Origin of the sequence: Streptomyces sp. DT2A-34 (genome assembly GCF_030499515.1) — a bacterium.
GTDB lineage: Bacteria > Actinomycetota > Actinomycetes > Streptomycetales > Streptomycetaceae > Streptomyces.
The window spans coordinates 3203887-3227904 of record NZ_JASTWJ010000001.1; the positions used below are offsets into that span (position 1 = coordinate 3203887).

Genomic DNA, 24018 nt, shown 5'->3' on the forward strand with positions numbered 1-24018 from the left:
CCCCGGAGTACTCTCGTCCGCTAGACCACTTAGGCGTTGTGGACTAGACCAAAAGAGGCGGCGACGGTATACAGAAGGGATCACGAGGTGACCCGCATCCGGAGCCGGGAAGGCAGGCCATGAGTACCGACGTCAGCAGTGCGGAGAACGAGGGTGGGGCAGGCGTTCGTACCGCGCGCGTGCCCAAGTACTACCGCCTGAAGAAGCACCTGCTCGACATGACGGAGACACAGTCTCCCGGCACCCCGGTCCCGCCCGAGCGCACGCTGGCCGCCGAGTTCGACACCTCCCGCACGACCGTGCGCCAGGCCCTCCAGGAACTGGTCGTCGAGGGGCGCCTGGAGCGCATCCAGGGCAAGGGCACGTTCGTCGCCAAGCCGAAGGTCTCGCAGGCCCTGCAACTCACCTCGTACACCGAGGACATGCGCGCCCAGGGCCTGGAGCCGACCTCGCAGCTGCTGGACATCGGCTACATCACCGCCGACGACCGGCTCGCCGAGCTCCTCGACATCACGGCCGGCGGACGGGTGCTGCGCATCGAGCGGCTGCGCATGGCGAACGGCGAGCCGATGGCCATCGAGACGACCCACCTGAGCGCCAAGCGCTTCCCCGCCCTGCGCCGGTCCCTGGCCAAGTACACGTCCCTCTACACCGCCCTCGCCGAGGTCTACGACGTCCATCTCGCCGAGGCCGAGGAGACCATCGAGACCTCGCTGGCCACCCCGCGCGAGGCCGGCCTGCTCGGCACCGACGTGGGCCTGCCGATGCTGATGCTGTCCCGGCACTCGCAGGACCGGGACGGGCAGCCGGTGGAGTGGGTGCGGTCGGTGTACCGGGGGGATCGCTACAAGTTCGTGGCGAGGCTGAAGCGGCCTGCGGAATGAGTCGCCGGTGCGCGCGGGCCTGCTGGGGGTCCGGGGGTTATCCCCCGGGGTAATGCAGCGTGGCGCGCCTCAAGCGGCCCCAGGATTAGGGCCCTTCGCGTACTGCACGCGGTGTAGCGCAACTGCCGCCGCTGCTCTACGTTCCTCCCGTCGCCGCATGGACGGGAGGACTCCCCGGCGCGTACCGCGAACGTCCGATCCATCGTCATCTGGACCCTCGTCGCGCTCGTCGGTGCGGCGGGCTGGTCCGTGCTCGCGCTCTCCCGGGGCGAGGACGTCTCGGCCGCCTGGATGGTCGCGGCCGCCCTCGGCTCGTACGCCATCGCCTACCGCTTCTACGCGAAGTTCATCGCGTACAAGGTCCTCAAGGTCGACAGGACCAGGGCCACCCCGGCCGAACGCCTCGACAACGGCATCGACTTCCACCCCACCGACCGCCGCGTCCTGCTCGGCCACCACTTCGCGGCGATCGCCGGCGCCGGACCCCTCGTCGGGCCGGTCCTGGCCGCGCAGATGGGCTATCTCCCGGGGACGGTCTGGATCATCGCCGGCGTCATCTTCGCGGGCGCGGTCCAGGACATGGTGGTGCTGTTCTTCTCCACCCGCCGGGACGGACGCTCGCTGGGGCAGATGGCGCGCGAGGAGATCGGCCCGTTCGGCGGCGCGGCGGCGCTGCTCGCCGCCTTCACCATCATGATCATCCTGCTCGGCGTGCTGGCGCTGGTGATCGTCAACGCCCTCGCGCAGTCCCCCTGGGGCACCTTCTCCATCGCGATGACGATCCCGATCGTCGTGCTGATGGGCTTCTACCTGCGGGTGCTGCGCCCCGGCCGGGTCACCGAGGTCTCCGTCATCGGCGTCGCGCTGCTGCTGTTCGCCCTGGTCGCCGGCCGCTGGGTCGCCGAGTCGTCGTGGGCCGACACCTTCACCCTCGCGCCCTCGACGCTGGTCGTCTGGCTGGTGGCGTACGGCTTCATCGCCTCGCCTGCCGGTGTGGATGCTGCTGGCGCCGCGCGACTACCTCTCCACCTTCATGAAGATCGGCACGATCGTCCTGCTCGCCCTCGGCGTGGTCATCGCGCTGCCGACGCTGAAGATGGACGCGGTGACGGACTTCGCCTCGCGCGGCGACGGCCCGGTCTTCGCGGGGTCCCTGTTCCCCTTCGTCTTCATCACCATCGCCTGCGGCGCCCTGTCCGGCTTCCACTCGCTGATCTCCTCCGGTACGACGCCGAAGATGATCCAGAAGGAGACGCAGGTCCGGATGATCGGCTACGGCTCCATGCTGATGGAGTCGTCGGTCGCCGTGATGGCGCTGGTCGCGGCGAGCATCATCGACCCGGGCCTGTACTTCGCGATGAACGCGCCCGCCGGGGTCATCGGGGACACCGTGCAGAACGCCTCGCAGGTCGTGGGGAGTTGGGGCTACCAGATCTCCCCCGAGGCGCTGGCGCGGGCGGCGGAGAACGTCGAGGAGGCGTCCCTGCTGTCCCGCACCGGCGGCGCGCCCACCCTCGCCATCGGCGTCTCGGAGATCTTCTCCCAGGTCACTGGTGACGGTCTGCGCGCCTTCTGGTATCACTTCGCGATCATGTTCGAGGCGCTGTTCATCCTGACCGCGCTGGACGCGGGCACCCGAGTGGGCCGGTTCATGCTCCAGGACACGCTGGGCAACGTCTACCGGCCCTTCAGGAACGTCAGTTGGAAGCCCGGCCTGGTCATCACCAGCGCGGTGGTGTGCGGCCTGTGGGGGTACTTCCTGTGGGTGGGCGTCCATGAGCCCCTCGGCGGCATCAACCAGCTGTTCCCGATCTTCGGCATCTCGAACCAGCTGCTGGCCGCGGTCGCCCTCGCCGTCTGCACGACCCTGCTGGTGAAGTCGGGACGCCTCAAGTGGGCCTGGATCACCGGGATCCCGCTCGCCTGGGACGCCACGGTGACCCTCACCGCCAGCTGGCAGAAGGTCTTCTCCAGCGACCCGAAGGTCGGCTTCTTCAAGCAGCGTCAGGTGTTCCAGGACGCCATCGACCGCGGTGAGGTCCTGCCGCCCGCCAAGACCATGGACGACATGCACACCGTGGTCACCAACTCCACGGTGGACGGCGTCCTCTCGGCGGTCCTCGCCCTGCTGATCGTCGTCGTCATCGTCGACGCGGCCCGCGTCTGCGTCCGGCACGTCCGGCGCCCGGCGCTGTCCACGCTGAGCGAGGCGCCGTACGTCGAGTCGAAGATCGTCGCCCCGGCCGGGCTGTTCCCGACCCGGGAGGAGAAGGAGGAGGCACGCCATGACGTCGGCACTGCGGCGGGCACTTAGGGGCGTGCGCTGGTATGTGCGGGAGCTGACCGACGAGTCGGCGTACGACCGCTATGTCGCGCACATCCGCCGGGACCACCCGCAGGCGGACGCGCCCTCACGGCGGACGTTCGAGCGCATGCGCACCGACCGTCAGGAGCAGGACCCCCGGCAGGGCTTCCGCTGCTGCTGAGCGGCAAGCGCTATCAGTTGAGTGCTATCCGTTATACGGACGGGGGTTCCATAAAGCGGAACCGTCGCCTAGATTTCCTGCGCATTGCACAGGTGATCAGTGAGGGGACGGAGCCGTCGTATGTCTGATGCGCCAGAAGTGAGACCACCGGTGGTGACACCCGTGCGCGTGGTCATCGCCCTCTGCCTGATCGCGCCGTTCGTGGCGATGCTGTGGGTCGGCTCGTACGCGAAGGTGGACCCGGCCTTCGCCGGCATCCCGTTCTTCTACTGGTACCAGATGCTGTGGGTGCTGATCTCCACCGCACTGACGATGATCGCGTACAAGCTGTGGCAGCGTGACCAGCGTGCACGCCGTGGGGGTGCCGAGTGAACGACGGCGTGAACGGCGTCGCACTCGCCGTCTTCATCATCTTCTTCCTGGCCGTCACGGTCATGGGCTTCCTGGCCTCGCGCTGGCGCAAGGCCGAGAACGAGCACAGCCTCGACGAATGGGGCCTGGGCGGCCGGTCGTTCGGCACCTGGGTGACCTGGTTCCTGCTCGGCGGCGACCTGTACACGGCGTACACCTTCGTGGCGGTCCCGGCGGCGATCTACGCGGCCGGCGCGGCGGGCTTCTTCGCGGTGCCGTACACGATCCTGGTGTACCCGCTGATCTTCACCTTCCTGCCCCGCCTCTGGTCGGTCTCGCACAAGCACGGATACGTCACGACCTCGGACTTCGTGCGCGGCCGCTTCGGCTCGAAGAGCCTGTCGCTGGCCGTGGCCGTCACCGGCCTGCTGGCGACCATGCCGTACATCGCGCTCCAGCTGGTCGGCATCCAGGCGGTGCTGGACGTGATGGGCGTGGGCGGCGGCGAGAACACCAACTGGTTCGTGAAGGACCTCCCCCTCCTCATCGCCTTCGGTGTGCTGGCGGCGTACACCTACTCCTCGGGTCTGCGCGCCCCGGCGCTGATCGCGTTCGTGAAGGACACGCTGATCTACGTCGTCATCGCGGTGGCGATCATCTACATCCCGATCAAGCTGGGCGGGTTCGACGAGATCTTCGGCGCGGCGAGCGAGAAGTACACGGCAGCCAAGGCCGGCGGTCTGATCCCGCCGGAGGCGGGCCAGTGGACGTACGCCACGCTGGCGTTGGGCTCCGCGCTCGCGCTGTTCATGTACCCGCACTCGATCACCGCGACGCTCTCCTCCAGGAGCCGTGAGGTGATCCGCCGCAACACCACGATCCTGCCGCTGTACTCCCTCATGCTCGGCCTGCTGGCCCTGCTGGGCTTCATGGCGATCGCGGCCGGAGTCTCGGTCACCAACCCCCAGCTGGCGATCCCGCAGCTCTTCGAGGACATGTTCCCGTCCTGGTTCGCGGGCGTGGCCTTCGCGGCGATCGGCATCGGCGCCCTCGTCCCCGCGGCCATCATGTCCATCGCGGCCGCGAACCTCTTCACCCGCAACATCTACAAGGACTTCATCAAGCCGGACGCCACTCCCGCGCAGGAGACCAAGGTCTCCAAGCTGGTGTCCCTGCTGGTGAAGGTTGGTGCACTGGTCTTCGTCCTGACGATGGACAAGACGGTCGCGATCAACTTCCAGCTCCTGGGCGGCATCTGGATCCTGCAGACCTTCCCGGCCCTGGTCGGCGGCCTGTTCACCCGCTGGTTCCACCGCTGGGCCCTGCTGGCCGGCTGGGCGGTCGGCATGATCTACGGCACGGTCGCCGCGTACGGCGTCGCCTCGCCGACGCAGAAGCACTTCGGCGGCTCGGCGAAGGAGATCCCCGGCATCGGGGAGATCGGCTACATCGGCCTGACGGCGTTCGTGCTGAACGTGGTGGTGACGGTCGTCCTCACCTTCGTCCTGAAGGCGGCGAAGGCCCCGGAGGGCATCGACGAGACCAGCCCGGAGGACTACACGGCGGACGCGGGCGACCCGGGCGTGAAGGTGGAACTGCCGCCTGCGACCGCGGGCACGTCCCACTGAGTACCTGGCATCGACGGGCCGTCGGAGAAATCCGGCGGCCCGTTGTCGTACCCGTCCGGCACACTCACCTGCATGGACATCGTGATCCGGCAGGCGGACCCCGCTGAGTACGAAGCCCTGGGCGAGATCACCGCCCAGGCCTACCTCCAGGACGGCCTCCTGGACTTCGGGGAGAGCGACGAATACCTCGGTGAACTGAAGGACGTGGCCAAGCGGGCGGCCGCCGCCGAGGTGCTGGTGGCGGTCGAGAAGGGCCGGCTGCTGGGCGGCGTGACCTTCGTACCGAGCGGCGGGCCGATGGCCGACATAGCGCGCTCCGGCGAGGCCGAGATCCGCATGCTGGCGGTCTCGCGGGAGGCACGCGGCCGGGGCGCCGGCGAGGCCCTCGTACGCGCCTGCGTCGACCGCGCACGGGCCACGGAGGGCTGCGTACGCATCGTCCTGTCGACCCAGCGCACCATGCACAGCGCCCACCGCATCTACGAGCGCCTGGGCTTCGTCCGCACGCCCGCGCGGGACTGGAACCCGATCCCGGCCCTCGCCGACATCACTCTCCTCACCTACGAGTTGACGCTCTGAAACCACCCCGACACAACATCTGGGGGTGACACGACAGCCCGACACAAGATGTATGCTCATGCTCGCTGTCGCCGCAGGGGAATCCGGTGCGAATCCGGAACTGTCCCGCAACGGTGTACTCGTACACGTATGCCCGCATGCCGTCGTACGAGAGTCAGTCCGAGGACCTGCCGACAGTGCGCCCGGCCAACCGGCCGGTGCGTTCTGACGTCCGGGCCTCGTGGAATGGGCCGGTGGACGCGACGCCGCGTGCGCTCGTGTGCTGCCGGCTGCCCTCCCGCAAGGCCCCCGTGCCGAGCGAGGGAGAGCCCCCACGTGACCATCGCGCCAGCAGAACCGGCCTCAGCCGTCCCGACCGTCCCGACGGACGAGGACGCTCCGGGAACCGCCTTGTTGCGGACCCTGACCGAGCTGACCGCCGACCTCCCCGACGCCGACCCCGGCCGGGTCGCCGCCGCCGCGTTGCGCGGCCGGTCCGCCGTCGCGGACGAAGCGGAGCTGCGCGAGCTGGCCACCGAGGCGGCGGCCGGTCTCATCTCCGAGGACCCCGCCTACAGCAGACTGGCCGCCCGGCTGCTGACCATCTCCATCGCCGCCGAGGCCGCCTCGCAGGGCGTCACGTCCTTCACCGAGTCGGTGGCCGTCGGGCATCGCGAGGGGCTCATCGCCGACCGGACCGCCGAGTTCGTGCGCCTGCACGCCGCCCGCCTCGACGACCTGATCGACACCGGTGCCGACGACCGCTTCGGCTACTTCGGCCTGCGCACCCTGCACAGCCGGTACCTGCTCCGGCATCCCCTCACCCGCAAGGTCATCGAGACGCCCCAGCACTTCATGCTGCGCGTCGCCGCCGGTCTCGCCGAGGACGACACGATGAGGTCCGTAGACGAAGTCGCCGCGCTCTACGGGCTCATGAGCCGCCTCGACTACCTCCCCTCCTCCCCCACGCTCTTCAACTCCGGCACCCGCCACCCCCAGATGTCGTCCTGCTATCTCCTCGACTCCCCGAAGGACGAGCTGGACTCCATCTACGACCGCTACCACCAGGTCGCCCGCCTCTCCAAGCACGCCGGCGGCATCGGTCTGTCGTACTCCCGTATCCGCAGCCGCGGTTCGCTGATCCGCGGCACCAACGGGCACTCCAACGGCATCGTCCCGTTCCTGAAGACGCTCGACGCCTCGGTCGCCGCCGTGAACCAGGGCGGCCGGCGCAAGGGTGCCGCCGCGGTCTACCTGGAGACCTGGCACTCCGACATCGAGGAGTTCCTGGAGCTGCGCGACAACACCGGTGAGGACGCCCGCCGTACGCACAACCTCAACCTCGCGCACTGGGTCCCGGACGAGTTCATGCGCCGCGTGAACGCCGACGGCCTGTGGTCCCTGTTCTCCCCCGCCGACGTGCCCGAGCTGGTCGACCTGTGGGGCGAGGAGTTCGACGCCGCCTACCGCGAGGCCGAGGAGGCGGGCCTCGCGAAGAAGACCATCCCGGCCCGTGACCTGTACGGCCGCATGATGCGCACCCTCGCGCAGACCGGCAACGGCTGGATGACCTTCAAGGACGCCGCCAACCGCACCGCCAACCAGACCGCCCTGCCGGGCCATGTCGTCCACTCCTCCAACCTCTGCACGGAGATCCTGGAGGTCACGGACGACGGGGAGACGGCGGTCTGCAACCTGGGGTCGGTCAACCTCGGCGCGTTCGTCGACACGACGACCGGCGACATCGACTGGGAGCGGCTCGACGCCACCGTCCGTACCGCCGTCACCTTCCTCGACCGCGTCGTCGACATCAACTTCTACCCGACCGAGCAGGCGGGGCGATCGAACGCCAAGTGGCGCCCGGTCGGGCTGGGCGCGATGGGGCTCCAGGACGTCTTCTTCAGGCTGCGGCTGCCCTTCGACTCGGCCGAGGCGAACCAGCTGTCCACGCGGATCGCCGAGCGCATCATGCTCGCCGCGTACGAGGCCTCCGCCGACCTCGCCGAGCGCAGCGGCCCGCTGCCGGCCTGGGAGAAGACCCGTACGGCCAAGGGGGTCCTGCACCCCGACCACTACGGCGTCGAGCTGACGTGGCCGGAGCGCTGGGCCGCGCTGCGGGACCGTATGGCCGCCACCGGTCTGCGCAACTCCCTCCTCCTCGCCATCGCACCCACCGCCACCATCGCGTCCATCGCCGGCGTCTACGAGTGCATCGAGCCGCAGGTCTCCAACCTGTTCAAGCGCGAGACGCTGTCCGGCGAGTTCCTCCAGGTCAACTCCTACCTGGTCAACGACCTCAAGGAGCTGGGCGTCTGGGACGCCCGCACCCGTGAGGCGCTGCGCGAGTCGAACGGCTCGGTGCAGGACTTCGCCTGGATCCCGGCGGACGTACGGGCCCTGTACCGCACGGCGTGGGAGATCCCGCAGCGCGGGCTCATCGACATGGCCGCCGCCCGCACCCCGTTCCTCGACCAGTCCCAGTCCCTGAACCTCTTCCTGGAGACGCCGACCATCGGCAAGCTCTCCTCGATGTACGCCTACGCCTGGAAGCAGGGCCTGAAGACGACGTACTACCTGCGCTCGCGCCCGGCGACCCGCATCGCCCGCGCCGCACAGGCTCAGGCCGCCCAGCCCGAGAAGACCATCCCCGTCCAGCAGGTCGCCGAGCCCGACGCCGTCGCCTGCTCCCTGGAAAACCCCGAGTCCTGCGAGGCCTGCCAGTAATGTCCCACCAGAACCTGCTCGACCCCGGCTTCGAGCTGACGCTGCGCCCGATGCGCTACCCGGACTTCTACGAGCGCTACCGGGACGCCATCAAGAACACCTGGACGGTGGAGGAGGTCGACCTCCACTCGGACGTCGCGGACCTCGCCAAGCTCACCCCCGCCGAGCACCACCTCATCGGCCGTCTGGTGGCCTTCTTCGCGACGGGTGACTCGATCGTCGCGAACAACCTGGTGCTGACGCTCTACAAGCACATCAACTCCCCCGAGGCGCGGCTCTACTTGAGCCGTCAGCTCTTCGAGGAGGCCGTCCACGTCCAGTTCTATCTGACGCTGCTGGACACCTACCTGCCCGACCCGGAGGACCGCACCGCCGCCTTCGCGGCCGTGGAGAACATCCCCTCCATCCGCGAGAAGGCCGAGTTCTGCTTCAAGTGGATGGACTCAGTGGAGAAGCTGGACCGCCTGGAGACCAAGGCCGACCGGCGCCGCTTCCTGCTCAACCTGATCTGCTTCGCCGCGTGCATCGAGGGCCTGTTCTTCTACGGCGCCTTCGCCTACGTCTACTGGTTCCGCAGCCGCGGCCTGCTGCACGGCCTGGCCACCGGCACCAACTGGGTGTTCCGCGACGAGACGATGCACATGTCCTTCGCCTTCGACATCGTCGACACCGTCCGCAAGGAGGAGCCGGAGCTCTTCGACGACGAACTCCAGCAGCAGGTCACCGACATGCTGAGGGAGGCTGTCGAGGCCGAGCTCCAGTTCGGGCGCGACCTGTGCGGTGAAGGCCTCCCGGGCATGAACACCGACTCGATGCGGCAGTACCTGGAGTGTGTCGCCGACCAGCGTCTGACTCGCCTCGGCTTCGCCCCGGTGTACGGCTCCGAGAACCCCTTCTCCTTCATGGAGCTGCAGGGCGTTCAGGAGCTCACCAACTTCTTCGAGCGGCGTCCGTCGGCGTACCAGGTCGCCGTGGAGGGCACGGTCGACCTGGACGAGGACTTCTGAGCCGTACTTCTCAGCCTTACTTCAGCGTGACGGCGTCCCCGGCCGACACGACCCGCGCGGTCGTCGTCGTGCCGGGGAAGTACCAGCGCCAGCTGCCCGCCGAGGTGACGGTCACCTTGGTGCTGAGCTTGCCGTGCGTGCCCGTCTGCACGGTCTTGACCGTGCTGTAGTGGGCGCCGCCGGCGGGCCGGAACTGGAGCTTGACCGCCTGTTGCGTGTACCCGTGGTACTCGAGGTTCTCCCAGTTCGCGCGCGTCAGCTTGCCGTTGACGGTGAGCGTGGTGCCCTTGGCGACCGGCTCCGGGGTCGCGTCCGTCGTGAGTCTGGAGGCGCGCTTGACCTTGTAGAGGGCGATGCGGTCGGAGATCCAGTAGTCACCGTCGTTCGCGTTGACCGTGGCGTTGACCTGCCATTCCCCGGCGGTCTTGTTGCTGTCGGCGTCGCTGTAGTGGGGGATCCAGGTCGGAGTGATCCTCATCGTGGCCGTGCACACCGATGTGGTCGACGTCTTCTTCACGCACGTCGCGCCGGTCCACTCGGCGAAGCCGCCCCCGTTGGCACTGGACGTGTTGAAGGTGCTGACGCGGCCGAGCCCCTTCACCCCCGAGTCGTCCTTGATGGTGATGGCGATCGGGTACTCGACGACCTTCGACGTCCCGACGATGACGTTCTTGCCGTTGTTGACGACCGTCGTGGTGACCCGGATGTCGCCCTCGCCCTCGGCATGGGCGCCGGTGGCCGTGAGCAGGGTCAGGGCTGCCGCCCCGCCTGCCACGGCCCACAATCTGTGTCTCATGATCCTCCCCTGGTGGTGCAGGAGAGGTTACGCCGCCGGCGCGAAGCCCTGCTGCCGGGCCCGGCGTTCCTCCGCCTCCCTGATCTGACGGTCGATGCGCCGGTCGCGCACGATCCCGATCAGCGACGGGAGGACCAGCAGGACGAACATGCCGAGAACGGTGACCATTGCGAGCAGTCCTTCTGTCTGTTCCGTAGTCATGACACCACTGTCGCGCCGGACGCTCCTTACGAACAGTGGCAGGACTGCCGTAGACCCTCGATTTACTGCCACCGGCGAGGCACACTGGCCGCATGTTGAAGAACGTCGCCTGCGTCCTCGTCGACGGCGCGCACCCCTTCGAACTCGGCGTCGTCTGCGAGGTGTTCGGGCTCGACCGGAGCGACGAGGGCCTGCCGGTGTACGACTTCGCCGTGGTCTCGGCCGAGGGGTCGGCGCTGAGCACCCACGTCCCCGGCTTCACGGTCTCGACCCCGTACGGCCTCGATCGCCTGGAGGAGGCAGACCTGATCGCCGTGCCGGCCTCGGACGAGAACGTCACCCGTGACTATCCGCCCGAGCTGCTCGACGCCCTGCGCCGGGCCGTCGACCGAGGCGCCCGGGTGCTCAGCGTCTGCTCCGGCGTCTTCGTGCTGGGCGCGGCCGGACTGCTCGACGGGCGGCGCTGTGCCGCGCACTGGCGGCACGCCGAGACACTCGCCCGGCGTTTTCCGCGGGCGGTCGTCGAGCCCGACGTGCTGTACGTCGACGCCGACCCGGTGATCACCTCCGCCGGCACCGCGGCCGGCATCGACGCCTGCCTGCACATCGTGCGCAAGGAGCAGGGCCCCGAGGTCGCCAACAGGATCGCCCGGCGCATGCTGGTGCCGCCGCACCGGGACGGCGGGCAGGCCCAGTACATCGAGCGCCCGCTGCCCCGCTCCGAGTGCGACACCGTCGGCGAGGTGCTGGCGTGGATGGAGCGGCACCTCGACGAGGAGGTCACCGTCGAGCAGCTCGCCGAGCGTGCGCACATGTCGCCGCGCACCTTCGCCCGCCGCTTCCAGCAGGAGACCGGTACGACTCCCTACCGCTGGATCCTGCGCCAACGGGTGCTGCTGGCGCAGGAGTTGCTGGAGGCGACGGACGAGACGGTGGACGCGATCGCCGGCCGGACGGGCTTCGGCACGGCGGCCGCGCTGCGCCATCAATTCGTACGGGCGCTGGGGACGACCCCGAACGCCTACCGCAGGACGTTCCGGGGACCTCAGTCGTTCGCGACCACGGGATAGCGGGGCTCGCCCTCGGCCATCTGCCTCAGCGCGTCCTTGCGCTCCCGCTTGGAGAGACGGTCGATGTAGAGGTAGCCGTACAGGTGGTCGGTCTCGTGCTGCAGGCACCGGGCGAAGTACCCGGTGCCGCGCACCTTGATCGGGTTGCCCTTCTCGTCCTGCCCGGTCACCTCGGCGTAGTCCGGGCGGGCCAGCGGCGCGTACGCCGTCGGCACGGACAGGCAGCCCTCGTTGCTGTCGTCCAGGCGGCGCCGGTCGGCGGGCAGCTCGACGAGCTCGGGGTTGCAGACGACGCCGACGTGCTGCTTGCCCTGGTCGTCCATGCAGTCGTAGACGAAGACCTTCAGGTCGACGCCGATCTGGTTGGCGGCCAGGCCCACGCCCTCGGCGGTGCGCTGCGAGGCGAACATGTCGTCGACCAGCTTCAGCAGCTCGTCGTCGAACTCGGTGACGTCCTTGCACTCCTTGTGGAGCACCGGGTTCCCGACGACCGTGATGGGCCGCGAGGTGCCACGCTCGCGGTACGCCTGCTCGCGCTCCTCGCAGTCCTCCGTGTCGATGACGAAGCCCTCGTCGTCGACGGGGAGCACGCCCGCGTGCTGCTGATCGGTGTCCTGCTGGGCCATGACAGACGTAAGCCTTCCTGCACAAACAAAAGAGTCGAAGAGGGGGTGTGACGCTGATACAGGGTACGGCGAATGCTCAGCAGACCTCTTCGAGATCCCGCCAGTCCCGCGAATCCGGGCTGTCCGCGACCCATCCGTCCAGCAGTCCCCGTACCAACGCCGCGGGCGCCGCGACGCCACACTCCCGCTCCGGCACCCACAATTGCCCGTCGGTGCGGTGCCCCAGCGGCCCGGGATGGCCCGGTTCGCTGTGGTCGTGCGGGTCCAGGTGGTCCCCGTCGCCCTCGTCCGACGGCATCCGCGACTCCGAGCACATCCGGCACAGCAGCCGCACCGACGACGACCAGTCCTCCGCGGCGAACCCGGCGTCGGCCGCGAGCTGCTCCAGGGCGTCCCGGTCGGCCTCGGTGGCCGCCTCCAGGAGGACCACCCAGGTCGGCACCGGCGAGGGCGCCCACAGTTCGATCTCGTCGAAGACGGGGTAGGCGTGCCCGGCGGACGTGGTGCGCTCGCCGTGGGGCACGCCGTCGTGCAGCACGACCTCGCCCCAGCGCCGCCCGGAGGACGGCAGCGGGATCGACAGCACCTCGATGCGGGCGGGGTCCAGCCGCCGCCCCCACACGACCTCGGCCTCCCCCTCGGGGGACAGCCGTACGGCCGCGCTGCCCAGGTCCATCCCGACCGGCTCACCGGAGTCGGTGGCACCGCCGGGCACCCGCAGCCCGTACGCCTGCCAGGCCCGCCGGGCCAGCGGCCAGTCCTGCAGGGCGGTGGCCGCGATGCCGACGTTCCACCAGTCGGGCGCCCCGGTCTCCCGGTCGAGCAGCGCCACGGCACGCAGCCCGGCGGCGCGGGCCTGCTCCCAGTCGTGGCGGAACTTGTGCAGCAGGGCGAGGTTGAACCAGGACTCGGAAAGCCAGGGCTCCAGATCGGCGGCGCGTGTCAGCAACGCGCCCGCGTCGTCGTACCGACCGTCACCGATCAACGTGAACGCACGGTCGGTGGCCTGCCGCCAGGAGGCGGAGGGCCGGTGCCGTCCCTTGCCGAAGATCCTCACGATTCCCGCCTGCCAGTTCCGTGGAGTGGGCTGGCTAGTGCTCGCCCCCGGACACCCTCTCATTCGCATCCAACCACGTACGGCTGGAAGGGCGCTCATTACCCATGGGTTACCCAGCCACAGGCCATGTCAGACAGTCTCTGGCCAGCACCCGTGCGAGCGACCCCACCACCTCCGGCGCGTACTCCCCGGCGGTGGCAAGGCGCAGTTCCTCCAGCGCCTTCAGCGGCCCGCCGGGACCGGCGTCCCGCGCCTTCTCCTCGTAGGCGTTCACGGCCCGCACGATCCGCGCGGCGACCGGCTGCTCCGGGCAGGGGTCGGCGAGCCGTTCCACGACCGTCGCCACCTGCGCGGGCACCCCCGTCTGCCGTACGACGGCCCCGCCGAGCAGCGCGATCCGCCGCTGTTCCTCGACGGGCAGTCCGGCGGTGGCCCCGGCCGGCACCGGGTCGACCAGGCTCAGCTGGCCGATGTCGTGCATGAGCGCCGCGTACTCCAGCACGGTGAGCTCGGCCTCGGACAGGCCCAGGTCCCGCCCGACCTCCCGGCTGAGCGCGGCCACCCGCCGGGCGTGTCCGGCCGGCGTGTACCCGGCGATCTCGGTGGCCCGGGCGAGGGAGGCGATGGTCTGCCGGTAGGTGGTCCGCACGGCGGCGTAGCGTCGCAGCGACATCTGGGTGAGCAGGAGGGGGAGCGAGAAGACGGGCAGCGCCCACAGCCCGACCACGGCGACCGCGAGTGCCATCACCGCGCCCGTCGCGCAGACGGCCGACCCGATCCCGAGCGTCGCCCGCAGCTCGTCCCGCAGCAGCGGCCCGAACGGCCACCGGGTGCGGGAGTGCGCCAGCGCGGCGGCGAGCACGGCGTCGCACAGGGCGGTCAGGACCAGGATCGCGAGCAGGAGCAGGGCGTAGCCGGGGCCCCAGCCTTGGAACGTGCCCTGGTTGTACAGGGGTTGGAAGCAGACGGCGGCGAAGCCGACGGTGAGCACGCGCCGGGCGAGGTGGTCGAGCACGGGGCGCCCGCTCGCGAGGTGCGGCACGCTGCCGAGGAGCGAGGCGGCGAGGACGACGGCACCGACCTGCAGGACCCCGTGGTGGGTGGGGTGGCCGCCGTCCTCCCCCAGCAGGGCGTACGACAGCGCCGCGGCGGCGCCGAGCGGGGCGGCCTCCCGGCCCTCCGCTCCGGTCCACCGGGTGAGCTCGCCGACGGTGACGAGGACGCCGAAGGCGAGGGCGGTGCCGCGTTCCTCCAGTCCGTGCCCGAGGGTGCCGACGAGGGAGGCCGCGGCGAGGAGGGCCGCGGAGGTGTGGACGAGGGTGAGGAGGAGGGGCGGTTTCCCGGCGGTACAGGGGGCGCTCACCGGTGCGCTCCCGGGACACCGGCGACCGGGGGGCGCGCAGGGGGCGTACAGGCTTCGTCGGCGGTCACGGCAGGATGCCATCCGTACTGGTCCACGGCTCTGGCGAGGGCCGTGACCATCCGGGGGTCGAACTGCGAGCCCGCGCACTTCTCCAGTTCCCCCAGGGCGACGGACACGGGCCGGGCCCTCGAATAGGTCCGGGTCGACGTCATCGCGTCGAACGCGTCCGCGACCGCCACCACCCGCGCGGACTCCGGGATCTGGCTCCCCCTCAGCCCGTAGGGGTACCCGCTCCCGTCCAGCCGCTCATGGTGATGGAGTACGGCGGCCCGGGCCTCGCCGAGGAAGGAGATCCCCCGGACCATCTCGTGCCCGTACTCGGGGTGCAGCTCGATCACCCGCCGCTCCTCGGGCGTGAGCGGCCCGTTCTTCCGCAGCAGCCGCGTGGGCACGCCCAGCTTCCCCACGTCGTGCAGGATCCCGGCGAACCGCAGCACCTCGACGCGTTCGTCGGCCAGGCCCAGCTCACGCGCGATCATCATCGAGGCCTGCCCGACCCGCTCGCTGTGGCCGCGGGTGTAGCCGTCCTTGATGTCGACGGCCTGGACCAGCGCCCGGATGGTCGCCTGGTGAGCCGCGCGTTCCCGGTGGTACTGGGCGAACACCCACCACGACACACACATCGGCAGCAGCACGAGCAGCGCGGCGACGGAGCCGTACGGACTGCGCCACAGCACGGCCATCATGAGCCCGGCCAGACCGTGTACGGCGATGGGCGCGAGCGAGCGCGGGAACAGCCCCCGCCAGGCGCGCGGCACCGGCACGCCCTCGGCCACCGTGAGAATCCCGCCGTCCAGCGCGGTCAGCACCAGACAGAACGTCAGTACCGCGCCCCCGGCCGACAGCAGCGCACACGGGAATTCACCCGTCGCGACGGCATCGCGCCCGTCCAGTGCACCGTGCACCCGGGCCGCCGCCCAGACGGCGACGGCGAGCTGGGCGGCCCGCCAGATCCGGCGGGTCCACAGCGGCCGTTGCCCGGCCGGCGACAGCAGGGCACCCGGCACCGCGACCAGCGCGGCGGCGGACGGCGGCAGCAGAAAGGCCCCGGCGAGCAGCACGGGATAGAAGGTGCCCGCGAACCGCCATCGGGCGGCGATCCGCTCACCGGCGGCATACAGCGCGGCGAGCAGGACGGCCGCCCGCCAGGGCGTGTGGGCCGCGAGCAACGGCACGAGGCAGGCGAGGGCGCACAGCGCCACACAGGCGACGTACACCCGCGCCCGTGCCGGTATCGCCTCCATCTTCGACGCCTCCCCAACCATGACCTGCTCAGCTCAACGCGGAGCCTAGGTCGGTGAGAGGGGCGGCTGCGGGCTTGTCACGCGCCGATTAGCACGTTCGAGTGACGGCAGCCCGTTCCCGGGACGGGGAGTACGACGGGGGGTCAGGACTCCTGCGGCGTCGCGGTCACGTCGTGGTCGGGCACCGCCTGCCCGGAGCGGATCAGGTCGAGCCGCCCCAGGACCTTGGCGCGCAGGTCGGTCGGCACGTCGTCATGGCCGCAGCACCGCTTGACCAGCTTCTTCACGGCCTCTTCCAGGCCGTACTTCTCCAGGCACGGCGAGCACTCCTTGAAGTGCTGCTTGAACTTGTCGCGGTCCACGTCCGGCATCTCACTGTCGAGGAACTCGTAGAGATGATCGAGTACCTCACTGCAGTCCGTCTCGTGCGGCTCTCCGCAGCTCATGAGCCCGAACCTTTCACTTCGTTCGACTCTCCGGCGCCCGCCGGGACCAGGCCGCGCTCACGGGCGTAGTCCTCGAGCATGCCGCGCAGTTGACGGCGGCCCCGGTGCAGCCGGGACATCACCGTACCGATGGGTGTCCCCATGATGTCCGCGATCTCCTTGTACGCAAAGCCCTCGACGTCGGCGAGGTACACGGCGATGCGGAATTCCTCGGGGATCGCCTGGAGCGCTTCCTTCACGTCCGAGTCGGGCAGGTGGTCGAGCGCCTGCGACTCCGCGGAGCGCAGACCCGTCGACATGTGCGACTCGGCGCGGGCGAGCTGCCAGTCCTCGATCTCCTCCGCCGCCGAACGCTGCGGCTCACGCTGCTTCTTGCGGTAGGAGTTGATGAAGGTGTTGGTGAGGATCCGGTACAGCCACGCCTTCAGGTTGGTGCCCTCGCGGAACTGGTGGAAGGACGCGTACGCCTTGGCGTACGTCTCCTGCACCAGGTCCTCGGCGTCGGCCGGGTTGCGCGTCATGCGCAGCGCGGCCGAGTACATCTGGTCGAGGAATTCGAGCGCGTCCCGCTCGAAGCGCGCGCTGCGCTCGGCGGTCGTCTCCGTGGACGTGCCCACGCTCGTGCCCAGGCCCTCGGGCTGCTCCGCCTGGCCGTTGTCGGTCCCTGCGTCGGTACCGGGAACCGGACCCACCTCCTCAAGATTCCGGGCAGGGCCGAAGCCGGACCCGCCTGAATCGGAGGATAGACGACCTGCGGTACCTGCCGCCGCTCGAATAGGAGCGGTCCTGGCCGCGTGCAGCACTGTCCAGTCCAGGTCAGCACGGCTGCCACGGCTCGGGCAGAAGGTCGAACCCATGCGGCGGACTTCCTCTCCTACGACGTCTGCGCTGCTCGTTCAGCACCGCTGTCCGCCACAACAGAGGCCGGGGCCCCGACATTCCCCAACCTTTACCCGAGTGACCCGACCCACTTGACCACCGCGTCCGTGATGACCGCCACGGCCTCGTCCTGATCGAGGGGCGCCCGCTTGGGTACGGCGAACCCGTGATCGCCGTACGGCACCTCGACCAGCTCGAAGTCGCCGTCCGGGAACTCCTCCGGCTTCCCGAACGGATCGTTCCCGCCCTGGACGACGAGGGTGGGCACCCCGGCCCCGAGCAGCTCGTCGGCGCGGGACTTCTCGGGCTTGCCCGGCGGGTGGAGGGGGAAGCCGAGGGCGAGTACGGCGTGGGCGCCGAGTTCGACGGCCGTACGGCAGGCGACCCGGGCCCCGGCGCTGCGCCCTCCGGAGATCACGGGCAGACCGGGCTGGGCGAGCGCGGGCCAGATGCCGCGCCAGCCGACGTCGAGGGTCTTCGGGGCGGGTGCCACCTTCTTGCCGGCCACGCGCCAGGGCTGCTCCACGAGGGCGACGGTCACTCCGTGCCCGGGCAGGACCTCGGCCAGCGCCCGCAGGTCCCTGGCCTCGATGCCACCGCCGGCACCGTGGCTCACCGCCAGCACGAGCCGGGGCTGCTTCGCCGGGTGCCAGGTGATGCGGGCGTCCCCCGCGTCCGTGCCAACGATCTCGGTCGTCACATCAGTCACATCAGAAGAGTGTGCCTTCTCCGACGCAGGGTGTCCGACTGTGTGACGAGGCTGTCACTCCCCCGGCGGGAGGGAGGGCGCCCTTCCTTCGCGACCGGGGCGGCGTCGACGAGGGGGATCCATTGACCAGGACGACTGCGCTGGAGCACGACTCATGCGGAACCCCGTGCAGACCTCGCCACACTCACCCTCGACCCGGGCGACACCGCCCGCCTCGAAGGGCTGCTCCACGTCGCGGCGCGGCTGACGGGCCCCCTGGAACAGGCTCTCCGGACCGAGGCGTTCGCCGTGCTCGCCGAGCGCCTGCCGGCCCGGCTGCGCGAGGGCATCGAGTCCTTCCGTGACACGCCGCCGGACCAAGGTCTGCTCGTGGTGCGCGGACTGCCCGTCGGCGACATCCCGCTGACTCCGGCGACGTACGGTTCCAACGTCCTCGGCGAGACGCACCCCTCCAGCCTGCTCGTGGCCCTGGGGGCGCACCCGCTGGGCGGGTTGATCGGCTACGAGGACGAGAAGTCCGGGGCGCTCGTGCACGACGTGTACCCGGTCCCCACCGACGCGGCGAAACCCCTGAACTCCGGCTCCACGCTCTTCGACTTCCACACCGAGAACGTCCACCACCCGGTGCGGCCCTCGCACTTGGGCCTGCTGTGCCTGCGCCCCGACCACGACCGGCGGGCGGCCACCATGGTCGCCTCAGTCCGCGAGGCCGAGCCGCTGCTCTCGGCCGGCGACCGTGAGCTGCCGCGCACCGACCGCTACCGCAGCCGCTTCCCGCTCTCCTTCACCCGGGGTCTCGCCGAGGACGAACGGCCGGTGACCGAGCCGCACCCGGTGCTCACGGACGGCCCGGCCGGCGCCCCCGGGACGAGGGTCCGGTTCAACATGCACAACACCTTCGGGCACGGACCCCGAGGCGCAGGCGGCCCTGGAACGCCTCAACCGTGCCATGCACACCGTGCACCGCGCGGTGCGGGCCGACCGGGGCGAACTGCTCCTGGTCGACAACCGGATCGTCGTGCACGGCCGCAGCGACTTCACGCCGCGCTACGACGGCGACGACCGCTGGCTGCGCCGGTTCTACCCGTACCCCGGCGAGCTGCCCGCCGACGTCCTGGTGCGGGCCGGGGGCCGCGTACTCAGCAAGGACAGCTACGCCCGTGCATGACCTGACCCTCACCGCGGCGGTGCTGCTCTGTGTCACCGCCGCGCTCGCGGGCTGGGTGGACGCGGTGGTCGGCGGCGGGCTCCTCCAGGTACCCGCCCTGCTGATCGCCTTCCCGCACCTGGCCCCGGCGTACGCCCTCGGCACCAACAAGGCCGTCGGCGTCGTCGGCACGTCGGCGGCGGCGGTGACGTACGCCCGCCGAGCCGCGATCGACGTGCGGCTCGCGGCCGGGCTCGGCTCTGTCGCGGCCCTGGCGGCGGTGGCCGGGGCGTTCTTCGCGGCCGGCGTGAACAGCGAGGTTCTGCGCCCTGTGATCATGGTGCTGCTCGCGGTCGCCGCCTTCGTCGTCCTGAAGCCGCAGTTCGGGCAGCGGCCGGGCGGCGCCGTGACCCGGCAGCGGGTTCTGGCCGCCGTCGCGGTCGTCGGGGCGGGTATCGGCTTCTACGACGGCCTGCTCGGCCCCGGCACCGGGACTTTCCTGGTGATCGGCCTGGTCGCGGTCCTGTCGATGGACATGGTCATGGCATCGGCGACCGCGAAGGTCGTCAACGTCGGGACCAACCTGGGCGCGCTCGCGATGTTCACGTACCAGGGAACAGTGCTGTGGGCGCTCGCTCCCTTCATGGCGCTGTTCAACCTCGCGGGCGCCTCGGTGGGAGCCCGCATGGCACTCAAGCGCGGCAGCGGTTTCGTACGGGCCGTGCTGCTCGTCGTCGTGACCGTGCTGGTCGGCAAGCTCGCACTCGACCAATGGGGGACGTGAGATGTCCATCGGAATCCTGGGCGGAATGGGCCCGTTGGCCACGGTCGACTTCTACCGGAAGGTCATCGACGCGACCCCCGCCGACATCGACCAGGACCATCTGCCGATCGTGGTCTGGGCCGACCCCACGGTCCCGGACCGCTCGGCGGCGCTGATCGGGCGCGGCCCCGACCCGACGCCGTGGCTCGTGCGCGGCGCCCACCGGCTCGAGGCCATGGGGGCACGGGTCATCGCGACGCCGTGCAACACCGCGCACGCGTTCCTCGACGAGGTACGGACCACTGTGCGGGCCCCGATGCTCGACATGATCGCGGAGACGGTTGCCGAGATCCGCCACCACCACCCGGACGTGGCGGCGGTCGGGCTCCTGGCCACGACCGGCACGGTCCGCGCCGGGCTCTGTCAGCGGGCCCTGGAGGCGGCGGGGCTGCGGGTCGTGGTGCCGGGCGAGCTCTCCCAGGGCGAGGCCGTCACGGGCGCCATCCGCCGGATCAAGGCGGGCGATCTCGGCCCGGCCCCGGTCTCCCTGATCGAGCGGGCGGCCGAGGAGCTGGCGGCCCGAGGGGCGGGCCTGCTGGTGGCGGGCTGCACCGAACTGCCCCTCCTTCTCGGCGATCGCAACGCCGGCCTACCGGTGGTGGACCCCACGGCCGCACTGGCACGGGCGACGGTACGGGAGGCCCTGACGCCGGCCGGGGTCGTCTGATCGGCCCTGGTCCGGGCGGTCCGCGCGGTCCGCGCGGGGGCGGTCCGGGTGAGTTGGCGTGGCGGCACCGCTCGGTGTCGCCACGCCTCGTCGGCACGGGCCCTGGGCCGGTCCCTGAGGTGCTCGGCCGGTCCCTGAAACCCGGCCGGTCCCTGAGGCGCTCGGCGCATCTCCGCGTTCCCCGCGTCCCCGGCGTCTCCCGCGTCCATGCCGGTGATCTCGGTCGGGTCAGAAGAGTGTGCCCTCTTCGGGACCGTCCAGCTCCTTCAGCAGCTCCGGGCCGTTGTTGCGGACGTTGCTGACCAGCGTGGAGACCGGGTAGGCACGCATCCGTCCGGCGGGCGGCGGGGCGAGCAGCGTCCGCAGCTCCTCGGGGTCGGTGCGGGACGGGTCGAGCCAGGCGTCCCAGCGGTCCGGTGTCAGCATCAGCGGCATGCGGGGGTGGATCTCGGCCAGCGAGGTCGGGCCCTCGGGCGGCGTCACCGCCAGCGGGGTCGTCTCCGCCTCCGTCGTGATGACCGAGCAGGTCACCCACCAGGCCTGCGGATGCTCGTCCGGCAGCGTCCGATCCCGCCAGAACTCGTACAGCCCCGCCATCGCGAACACCGACCCGTCGGCGGGCAGCACGAAGTACGGCTGCTTGCGCGGCCGTTTCCGCTTCCCCTCGACCTCCAGCTCCCGCTCCTGCGCGCCGGTGACCCACTCGTAGTAGCCGTCGGCGGGGATGATGCAGCGCCGGGAGCTGAAGGCCCGGCGGTACGACGGCTTCTCGTGCACCGTCTCCGCGCGCGCGTTGATCATCTTGAAGGCGCTCTCGGGGGTCTTGGACCAGCTGGGCACCAGCCCCCACTTGAGCTTCCGCAGCTGCCGAACCGGACGGCCCGTGACGGAGGAACTGGTGGACGCAGCGGCGGCGTCCTTCAAGGGACGGTCGAGGATGACGTGGACCTCTTTGGTGGGTGCCACGTTGTAGTCCGGCTCCAGGGTCTCCTCGGGCTCCCACTTCTCGATCTCAAAGATTCCTGCGAGATCCTCGGGTCCACGACTAGCTGCATACCGTCCGCACATACGTGCCACACTGCCAGATTCCATCCGCCCACAGGGAGCCATCGCCTTACATGGACAGCACCGCATCCGCCTCGCTCGCCTCCCTCTGGAACGAGGTCTCCGGTACTCAGCCCGACCCGGATCTGTGGGTGGTGATCGCCACCCTGGTCGCCGCGCTCGCCGTCGTCGTCCCGCACGTCCTGTGGCGCGTCGCGCGCAACGCGATCACCATCGCCCACGAGGGCGGCCACGGCCTGGTCGCGCTGCTGACCGGCCGGACCCTGACCGGCATACGCCTGCACTCCGACACCAGCGGCCTCACCGTCAGCCGCGGCAAGCCGCACGGCCTCGGCATGATCCTCACGGCAGCCTCGGGCTACACGGCTCCTCCGCTGCTGGGCCTCGGCGGCGCGGCGCTGCTGGCGAGCGGGCGGATCACGCTGTTGCTGTGGCTGGCGACGGCCCTGCTGGTGGCGATGCTGGTGATGATCCGCAACGCGTACGGGGCACTGACGGTGTTCGTGACAGGTGGCACGTTCGTGCTGGTCAGCTGGTTGACGGGTCCGCAGGTGCAGGCGGCGTTCGCGTATGTGGTGGTGTGGTTCCTGCTGGTGGGGGGCGTGCGACCGGCGTTCGAGCTGCAGGCGAAGAGGGCGCGGGGTGGGGCGGGGGACTCGGATGCGGATCAGTTGTCGCGCTTGACGCATGTACCGGCGGGCTTGTGGCTGTTCTTGTTCCACGCTGTGTCGTTGTGCTCTCTGATAGGCGGAGGGCGGTGGCTCTTGGAGGTGTGACAAGCCCGGAGGGGCGAGTCACAGGGGCGCGGGGCTGTATCGATGTGCGGCTCCGCCGCGTGGGCGCGATCAGCCCCCACGGCGCCGCACCCGAACAACGACCTGCACAACCCCCTGCTTATAAAGTGGGGCCATGGCCCCGAACGACGCACCCACCGCCCTCTGGCCCGCCCCGCACGCGAGCGGAGCCGTCGACGCGACGGTCCACGTGCCCGGGTCCAAGTCGGTCACCAACCGCGCCCTCGTCCTGGCAGCCCTCGCCTCGGAACCGGGTTGGCTGCGTCGCCCCCTCCGCTCCCGCGACACCCTGCTGATGGCCGGCGCCCTGCGCGCGATGGGCGTCGGCATCGAGGAGGGCGTGGGGCCCGAGGGCACCGGCGAGGCGTGGCGTGTGCTCCCCGCGGGTCTGCGCGGCCCGGTCACGGTCGACGTCGGCAACGCCGGCACGGTGATGCGCTTCCTGCCGCCGGTCGCCGCGCTCGCCGACGGCCCCATCCGCTTCGACGGCGACCCGAGGTCGTACGAGCGTCCCCTGCACAGCGTGATCGACGCCCTGCGCGTCCTCGGCACCCGGATCGACGACGACGGCCGGGGCGCGCTGCCGCTGACGGTGCACGGCGGCGGTGCGCTGGAGGGTGGCCCGGTGGAGATCGACGCCTCGTCGTCGTCCCAGTTCGTGTCGGCCCTGCTGCTCTCCGGCCCGCGCTTCAACCAGGGGGTCGAGGTCCGTCACATCGGTTCCTCCCTCCCCTCCATGCCGCACATCCGCATGACCGTCGACATGCTGCGCGCGGTCGGCGCCCAGGTGGACACCCCTGAGTCGGGCGGCGAGCCGAACGTCTGGCGGGTCACGCCGGGCGCCCTGCTCGGCCGCGACCTGACCATCGAGCCGGATCTGTCCAACGCCCAGCCGTTCCTGGCCGCGGCGCTGGTGACCGGTGGCAAGGTGCTCGTCCCGGACTGGCCGGCCCGTACCACCCAGCCCGGTGACCGGCTGCGGGAGATCTTCACCGAGATGGGCGGTTCCTGCGAACTCACCGAGTACGGGCTCGTGTTCACCGGTTCGGGCGCGATCCACGGCATCGACGTGGACCTCAGCGAGGTCGGCGAACTCACCCCGGGCATCGCGGCGGTGGCCGCCCTGGCCGACTCCCCTTCGACCCTGCGCGGGGTCGCCCACCTGCGTCTGCACGAGACGGACCGCCTGGCCGCGCTCACCAAGGAGATCAACGAACTCGGCGGTGACGTGACGGAGACCGCCGACGGCCTGCACATCCGCCCGCGCCGACTGCACGGCGGCGTCTTCCACACCTACGAGGACCACCGCATGGCGACGGCCGGCGCGATCATCGGCCTCGCGGTCGAGGGCGTACGGATCGAGAACGTGGCGACGACGGCGAAGACCCTGCCGGACTTCCCGGAACTGTGGACCGGGATGCTCGGGGCGTAGG

24 protein-coding genes, 2 pseudogenes and 1 riboswitch are annotated in these 24018 nt (G+C 70.5%); of the genes and pseudogenes, 14 read left to right on the forward strand and 12 right to left on the reverse strand.

Annotated features, from left to right (window positions below):
* Nucleotides 1-119 precede the first annotated feature (119 nt).
* The 8 genes and pseudogenes from QQM39_RS13835 (at nt 120) to QQM39_RS13870 (ending at nt 9638) form a co-directional block, all read left to right on the forward strand.
* The gene (locus QQM39_RS13835) at nt 120-884 is read left to right on the forward strand and encodes a GntR family transcriptional regulator (protein ID WP_301997003.1); all 765 of its coding nucleotides are present in this window, start codon (nt 120-122) and stop codon (nt 882-884) included.
* 201 nt (nt 885-1085) lie between these two features.
* Nucleotides 1086-3198: pseudogene (locus QQM39_RS13840) on the forward strand (carbon starvation CstA family protein).
* On the forward strand, nt 3170-3370 hold the full coding sequence (locus tag QQM39_RS13845) for a YbdD/YjiX family protein (RefSeq protein WP_301997004.1): 201 nt from the start codon (nt 3170-3172) through the stop codon (nt 3368-3370). Before QQM39_RS13840 ends, QQM39_RS13845 begins: the two are co-directional and overlap by 29 nt.
* A gap of 120 nt (nt 3371-3490) precedes the next feature.
* A complete protein-coding gene (locus tag QQM39_RS13850) occupies nt 3491-3742 on the forward strand; it encodes a DUF3311 domain-containing protein (protein ID WP_301997006.1) in 252 nt (83 codons plus the stop codon).
* On the forward strand, nt 3739-5349 hold the full coding sequence (gene mctP, locus QQM39_RS13855) for a monocarboxylate uptake permease MctP (protein WP_301997007.1): 1611 nt from the start codon (nt 3739-3741) through the stop codon (nt 5347-5349). The genes QQM39_RS13850 and mctP overlap by 4 nt, the downstream gene beginning before the upstream one ends.
* 72 nt (nt 5350-5421) lie before the next feature.
* The gene (locus tag QQM39_RS13860) at nt 5422-5928 is read left to right on the forward strand and encodes a GNAT family N-acetyltransferase (RefSeq protein ID WP_301997008.1); all 507 of its coding nucleotides are present in this window, start codon (nt 5422-5424) and stop codon (nt 5926-5928) included.
* Between the two features lie 77 nt (nt 5929-6005).
* Nucleotides 6006-6096: riboswitch (cobalamin riboswitch) on the forward strand.
* A 147-nt stretch (nt 6097-6243) separates the two neighbouring features.
* Nucleotides 6244-8631, forward strand: coding sequence for a ribonucleoside-diphosphate reductase subunit alpha (locus QQM39_RS13865; RefSeq protein WP_301997009.1), 2388 nt, complete (start codon nt 6244-6246; stop codon nt 8629-8631).
* The gene (locus QQM39_RS13870; protein WP_301997010.1) at nt 8631-9638 is read left to right on the forward strand and encodes a ribonucleotide-diphosphate reductase subunit beta; all 1008 of its coding nucleotides are present in this window, start codon (nt 8631-8633) and stop codon (nt 9636-9638) included. Before QQM39_RS13865 ends, QQM39_RS13870 begins: the two co-directional genes overlap by 1 nt.
* Nucleotides 9639-9654: 16 nt before the next feature.
* Here QQM39_RS13870 and QQM39_RS13875 read toward each other — a convergent pair whose 3' ends face one another.
* Together QQM39_RS13875 and QQM39_RS13880 are read right to left on the reverse strand one after the other, a co-directional pair.
* Nucleotides 9655-10434, reverse strand: a complete 780-nt coding sequence (locus QQM39_RS13875) for a hypothetical protein (protein ID WP_301997011.1) — start codon at nt 10432-10434, stop codon at nt 9655-9657.
* A 27-nt stretch (nt 10435-10461) separates the two neighbouring features.
* Nucleotides 10462-10635 carry a hypothetical protein gene (locus tag QQM39_RS13880; RefSeq protein ID WP_301997012.1) on the reverse strand — a complete coding sequence of 58 codons (174 nt, stop codon included), beginning with the start codon at nt 10633-10635 and terminating at the stop codon, nt 10462-10464.
* A 92-nt stretch (nt 10636-10727) separates the two neighbouring features.
* Between QQM39_RS13880 and QQM39_RS13885 the strand changes: the two genes are divergently transcribed.
* Nucleotides 10728-11705, forward strand: a complete 978-nt coding sequence (locus QQM39_RS13885) for a helix-turn-helix domain-containing protein (RefSeq protein ID WP_301997013.1) — start codon at nt 10728-10730, stop codon at nt 11703-11705.
* Here QQM39_RS13885 and def read toward each other — a convergent pair.
* The 9 genes from def to QQM39_RS13930 form a co-directional block, all read right to left on the reverse strand.
* Nucleotides 11681-12331 (reverse strand): peptide deformylase, encoded by a 651-nt coding sequence (def, locus tag QQM39_RS13890; protein WP_301997014.1) that lies wholly within the window; start codon nt 12329-12331, stop codon nt 11681-11683. The two genes, QQM39_RS13885 and def, sit on opposite strands and share 25 nt — an antisense overlap.
* A 76-nt stretch (nt 12332-12407) precedes the next feature.
* Nucleotides 12408-13388, reverse strand: coding sequence for a hypothetical protein (locus QQM39_RS13895; RefSeq protein WP_301997015.1), 981 nt, complete (start codon nt 13386-13388; stop codon nt 12408-12410).
* A gap of 109 nt (nt 13389-13497) precedes the next feature.
* Nucleotides 13498-14751 carry an HD-GYP domain-containing protein gene (locus tag QQM39_RS13900; protein WP_301997016.1) on the reverse strand — a complete coding sequence of 418 codons (1254 nt, stop codon included), beginning with the start codon at nt 14749-14751 and terminating at the stop codon, nt 13498-13500.
* Nucleotides 14748-16055, reverse strand: a complete 1308-nt coding sequence (locus QQM39_RS13905; protein WP_301997017.1) for an HD-GYP domain-containing protein — start codon at nt 16053-16055, stop codon at nt 14748-14750. The genes QQM39_RS13900 and QQM39_RS13905 overlap by 4 nt, the downstream gene beginning before the upstream one ends.
* A 143-nt stretch (nt 16056-16198) precedes the next feature.
* Nucleotides 16199-16501: a mycothiol system anti-sigma-R factor gene (rsrA, locus tag QQM39_RS13910; protein WP_301997018.1), complete on the reverse strand. Its 303-nt coding sequence runs from the start codon at nt 16499-16501 to the stop codon at nt 16199-16201.
* Entirely contained in the window at nt 16498-17193 is a 696-nt protein-coding gene (locus tag QQM39_RS13915) for a sigma-70 family RNA polymerase sigma factor (protein ID WP_301997020.1), read from the reverse strand. Before QQM39_RS13915 ends, rsrA begins: the two co-directional genes overlap by 4 nt.
* 257 nt (nt 17194-17450) lie before the next feature.
* Entirely contained in the window at nt 17451-18080 is a 630-nt protein-coding gene (locus QQM39_RS13920) for an alpha/beta family hydrolase (protein ID WP_302003579.1), read from the reverse strand.
* A gap of 509 nt (nt 18081-18589) precedes the next feature.
* Complete coding sequence (locus tag QQM39_RS13925) at nt 18590-18778, reverse strand: hypothetical protein (RefSeq protein ID WP_301997021.1); 189 nt, start codon at nt 18776-18778, stop codon at nt 18590-18592.
* A gap of 7 nt (nt 18779-18785) precedes the next feature.
* Nucleotides 18786-18980 carry a hypothetical protein gene (locus QQM39_RS13930; protein WP_301997022.1) on the reverse strand — a complete coding sequence of 65 codons (195 nt, stop codon included), beginning with the start codon at nt 18978-18980 and terminating at the stop codon, nt 18786-18788.
* Nucleotides 18981-19005: 25 nt separating this feature from the next.
* Here QQM39_RS13930 and QQM39_RS13935 point away from each other — a divergent pair.
* From QQM39_RS13935 to QQM39_RS13945, 3 genes and pseudogenes are all read left to right on the forward strand, one after another.
* Nucleotides 19006-19257: pseudogene (locus tag QQM39_RS13935) on the forward strand (TauD/TfdA family dioxygenase); the annotation flags it as partial.
* Nucleotides 19250-20020 carry a TSUP family transporter gene (locus tag QQM39_RS13940; protein ID WP_301997023.1) on the forward strand — a complete coding sequence of 257 codons (771 nt, stop codon included), beginning with the start codon at nt 19250-19252 and terminating at the stop codon, nt 20018-20020. The pseudogene QQM39_RS13935 and the gene QQM39_RS13940, both read left to right, overlap by 8 nt.
* Nucleotide 20021: 1 nt before the next feature.
* The gene (locus QQM39_RS13945) at nt 20022-20726 is read left to right on the forward strand and encodes an aspartate/glutamate racemase family protein (protein WP_301997024.1); all 705 of its coding nucleotides are present in this window, start codon (nt 20022-20024) and stop codon (nt 20724-20726) included.
* 228 nt (nt 20727-20954) lie between these two features.
* On the opposite strand, the gene QQM39_RS13950 is transcribed toward QQM39_RS13945, so the two are convergent.
* Complete coding sequence (locus tag QQM39_RS13950; RefSeq protein ID WP_301997025.1) at nt 20955-21794, reverse strand: SOS response-associated peptidase; 840 nt, start codon at nt 21792-21794, stop codon at nt 20955-20957.
* 50 nt (nt 21795-21844) lie between these two features.
* On the opposite strand from QQM39_RS13950, the gene QQM39_RS13955 reads away from it, so the two are divergent.
* On the forward strand, nt 21845-22567 hold the full coding sequence (locus tag QQM39_RS13955) for a M50 family metallopeptidase (protein ID WP_301997026.1): 723 nt from the start codon (nt 21845-21847) through the stop codon (nt 22565-22567).
* 133 nt (nt 22568-22700) lie between these two features.
* Nucleotides 22701-24017: a 3-phosphoshikimate 1-carboxyvinyltransferase gene (aroA, locus tag QQM39_RS13960; protein WP_301997027.1), complete on the forward strand. Its 1317-nt coding sequence runs from the start codon at nt 22701-22703 to the stop codon at nt 24015-24017.
* Nucleotide 24018 lies beyond the last annotated feature (1 nt).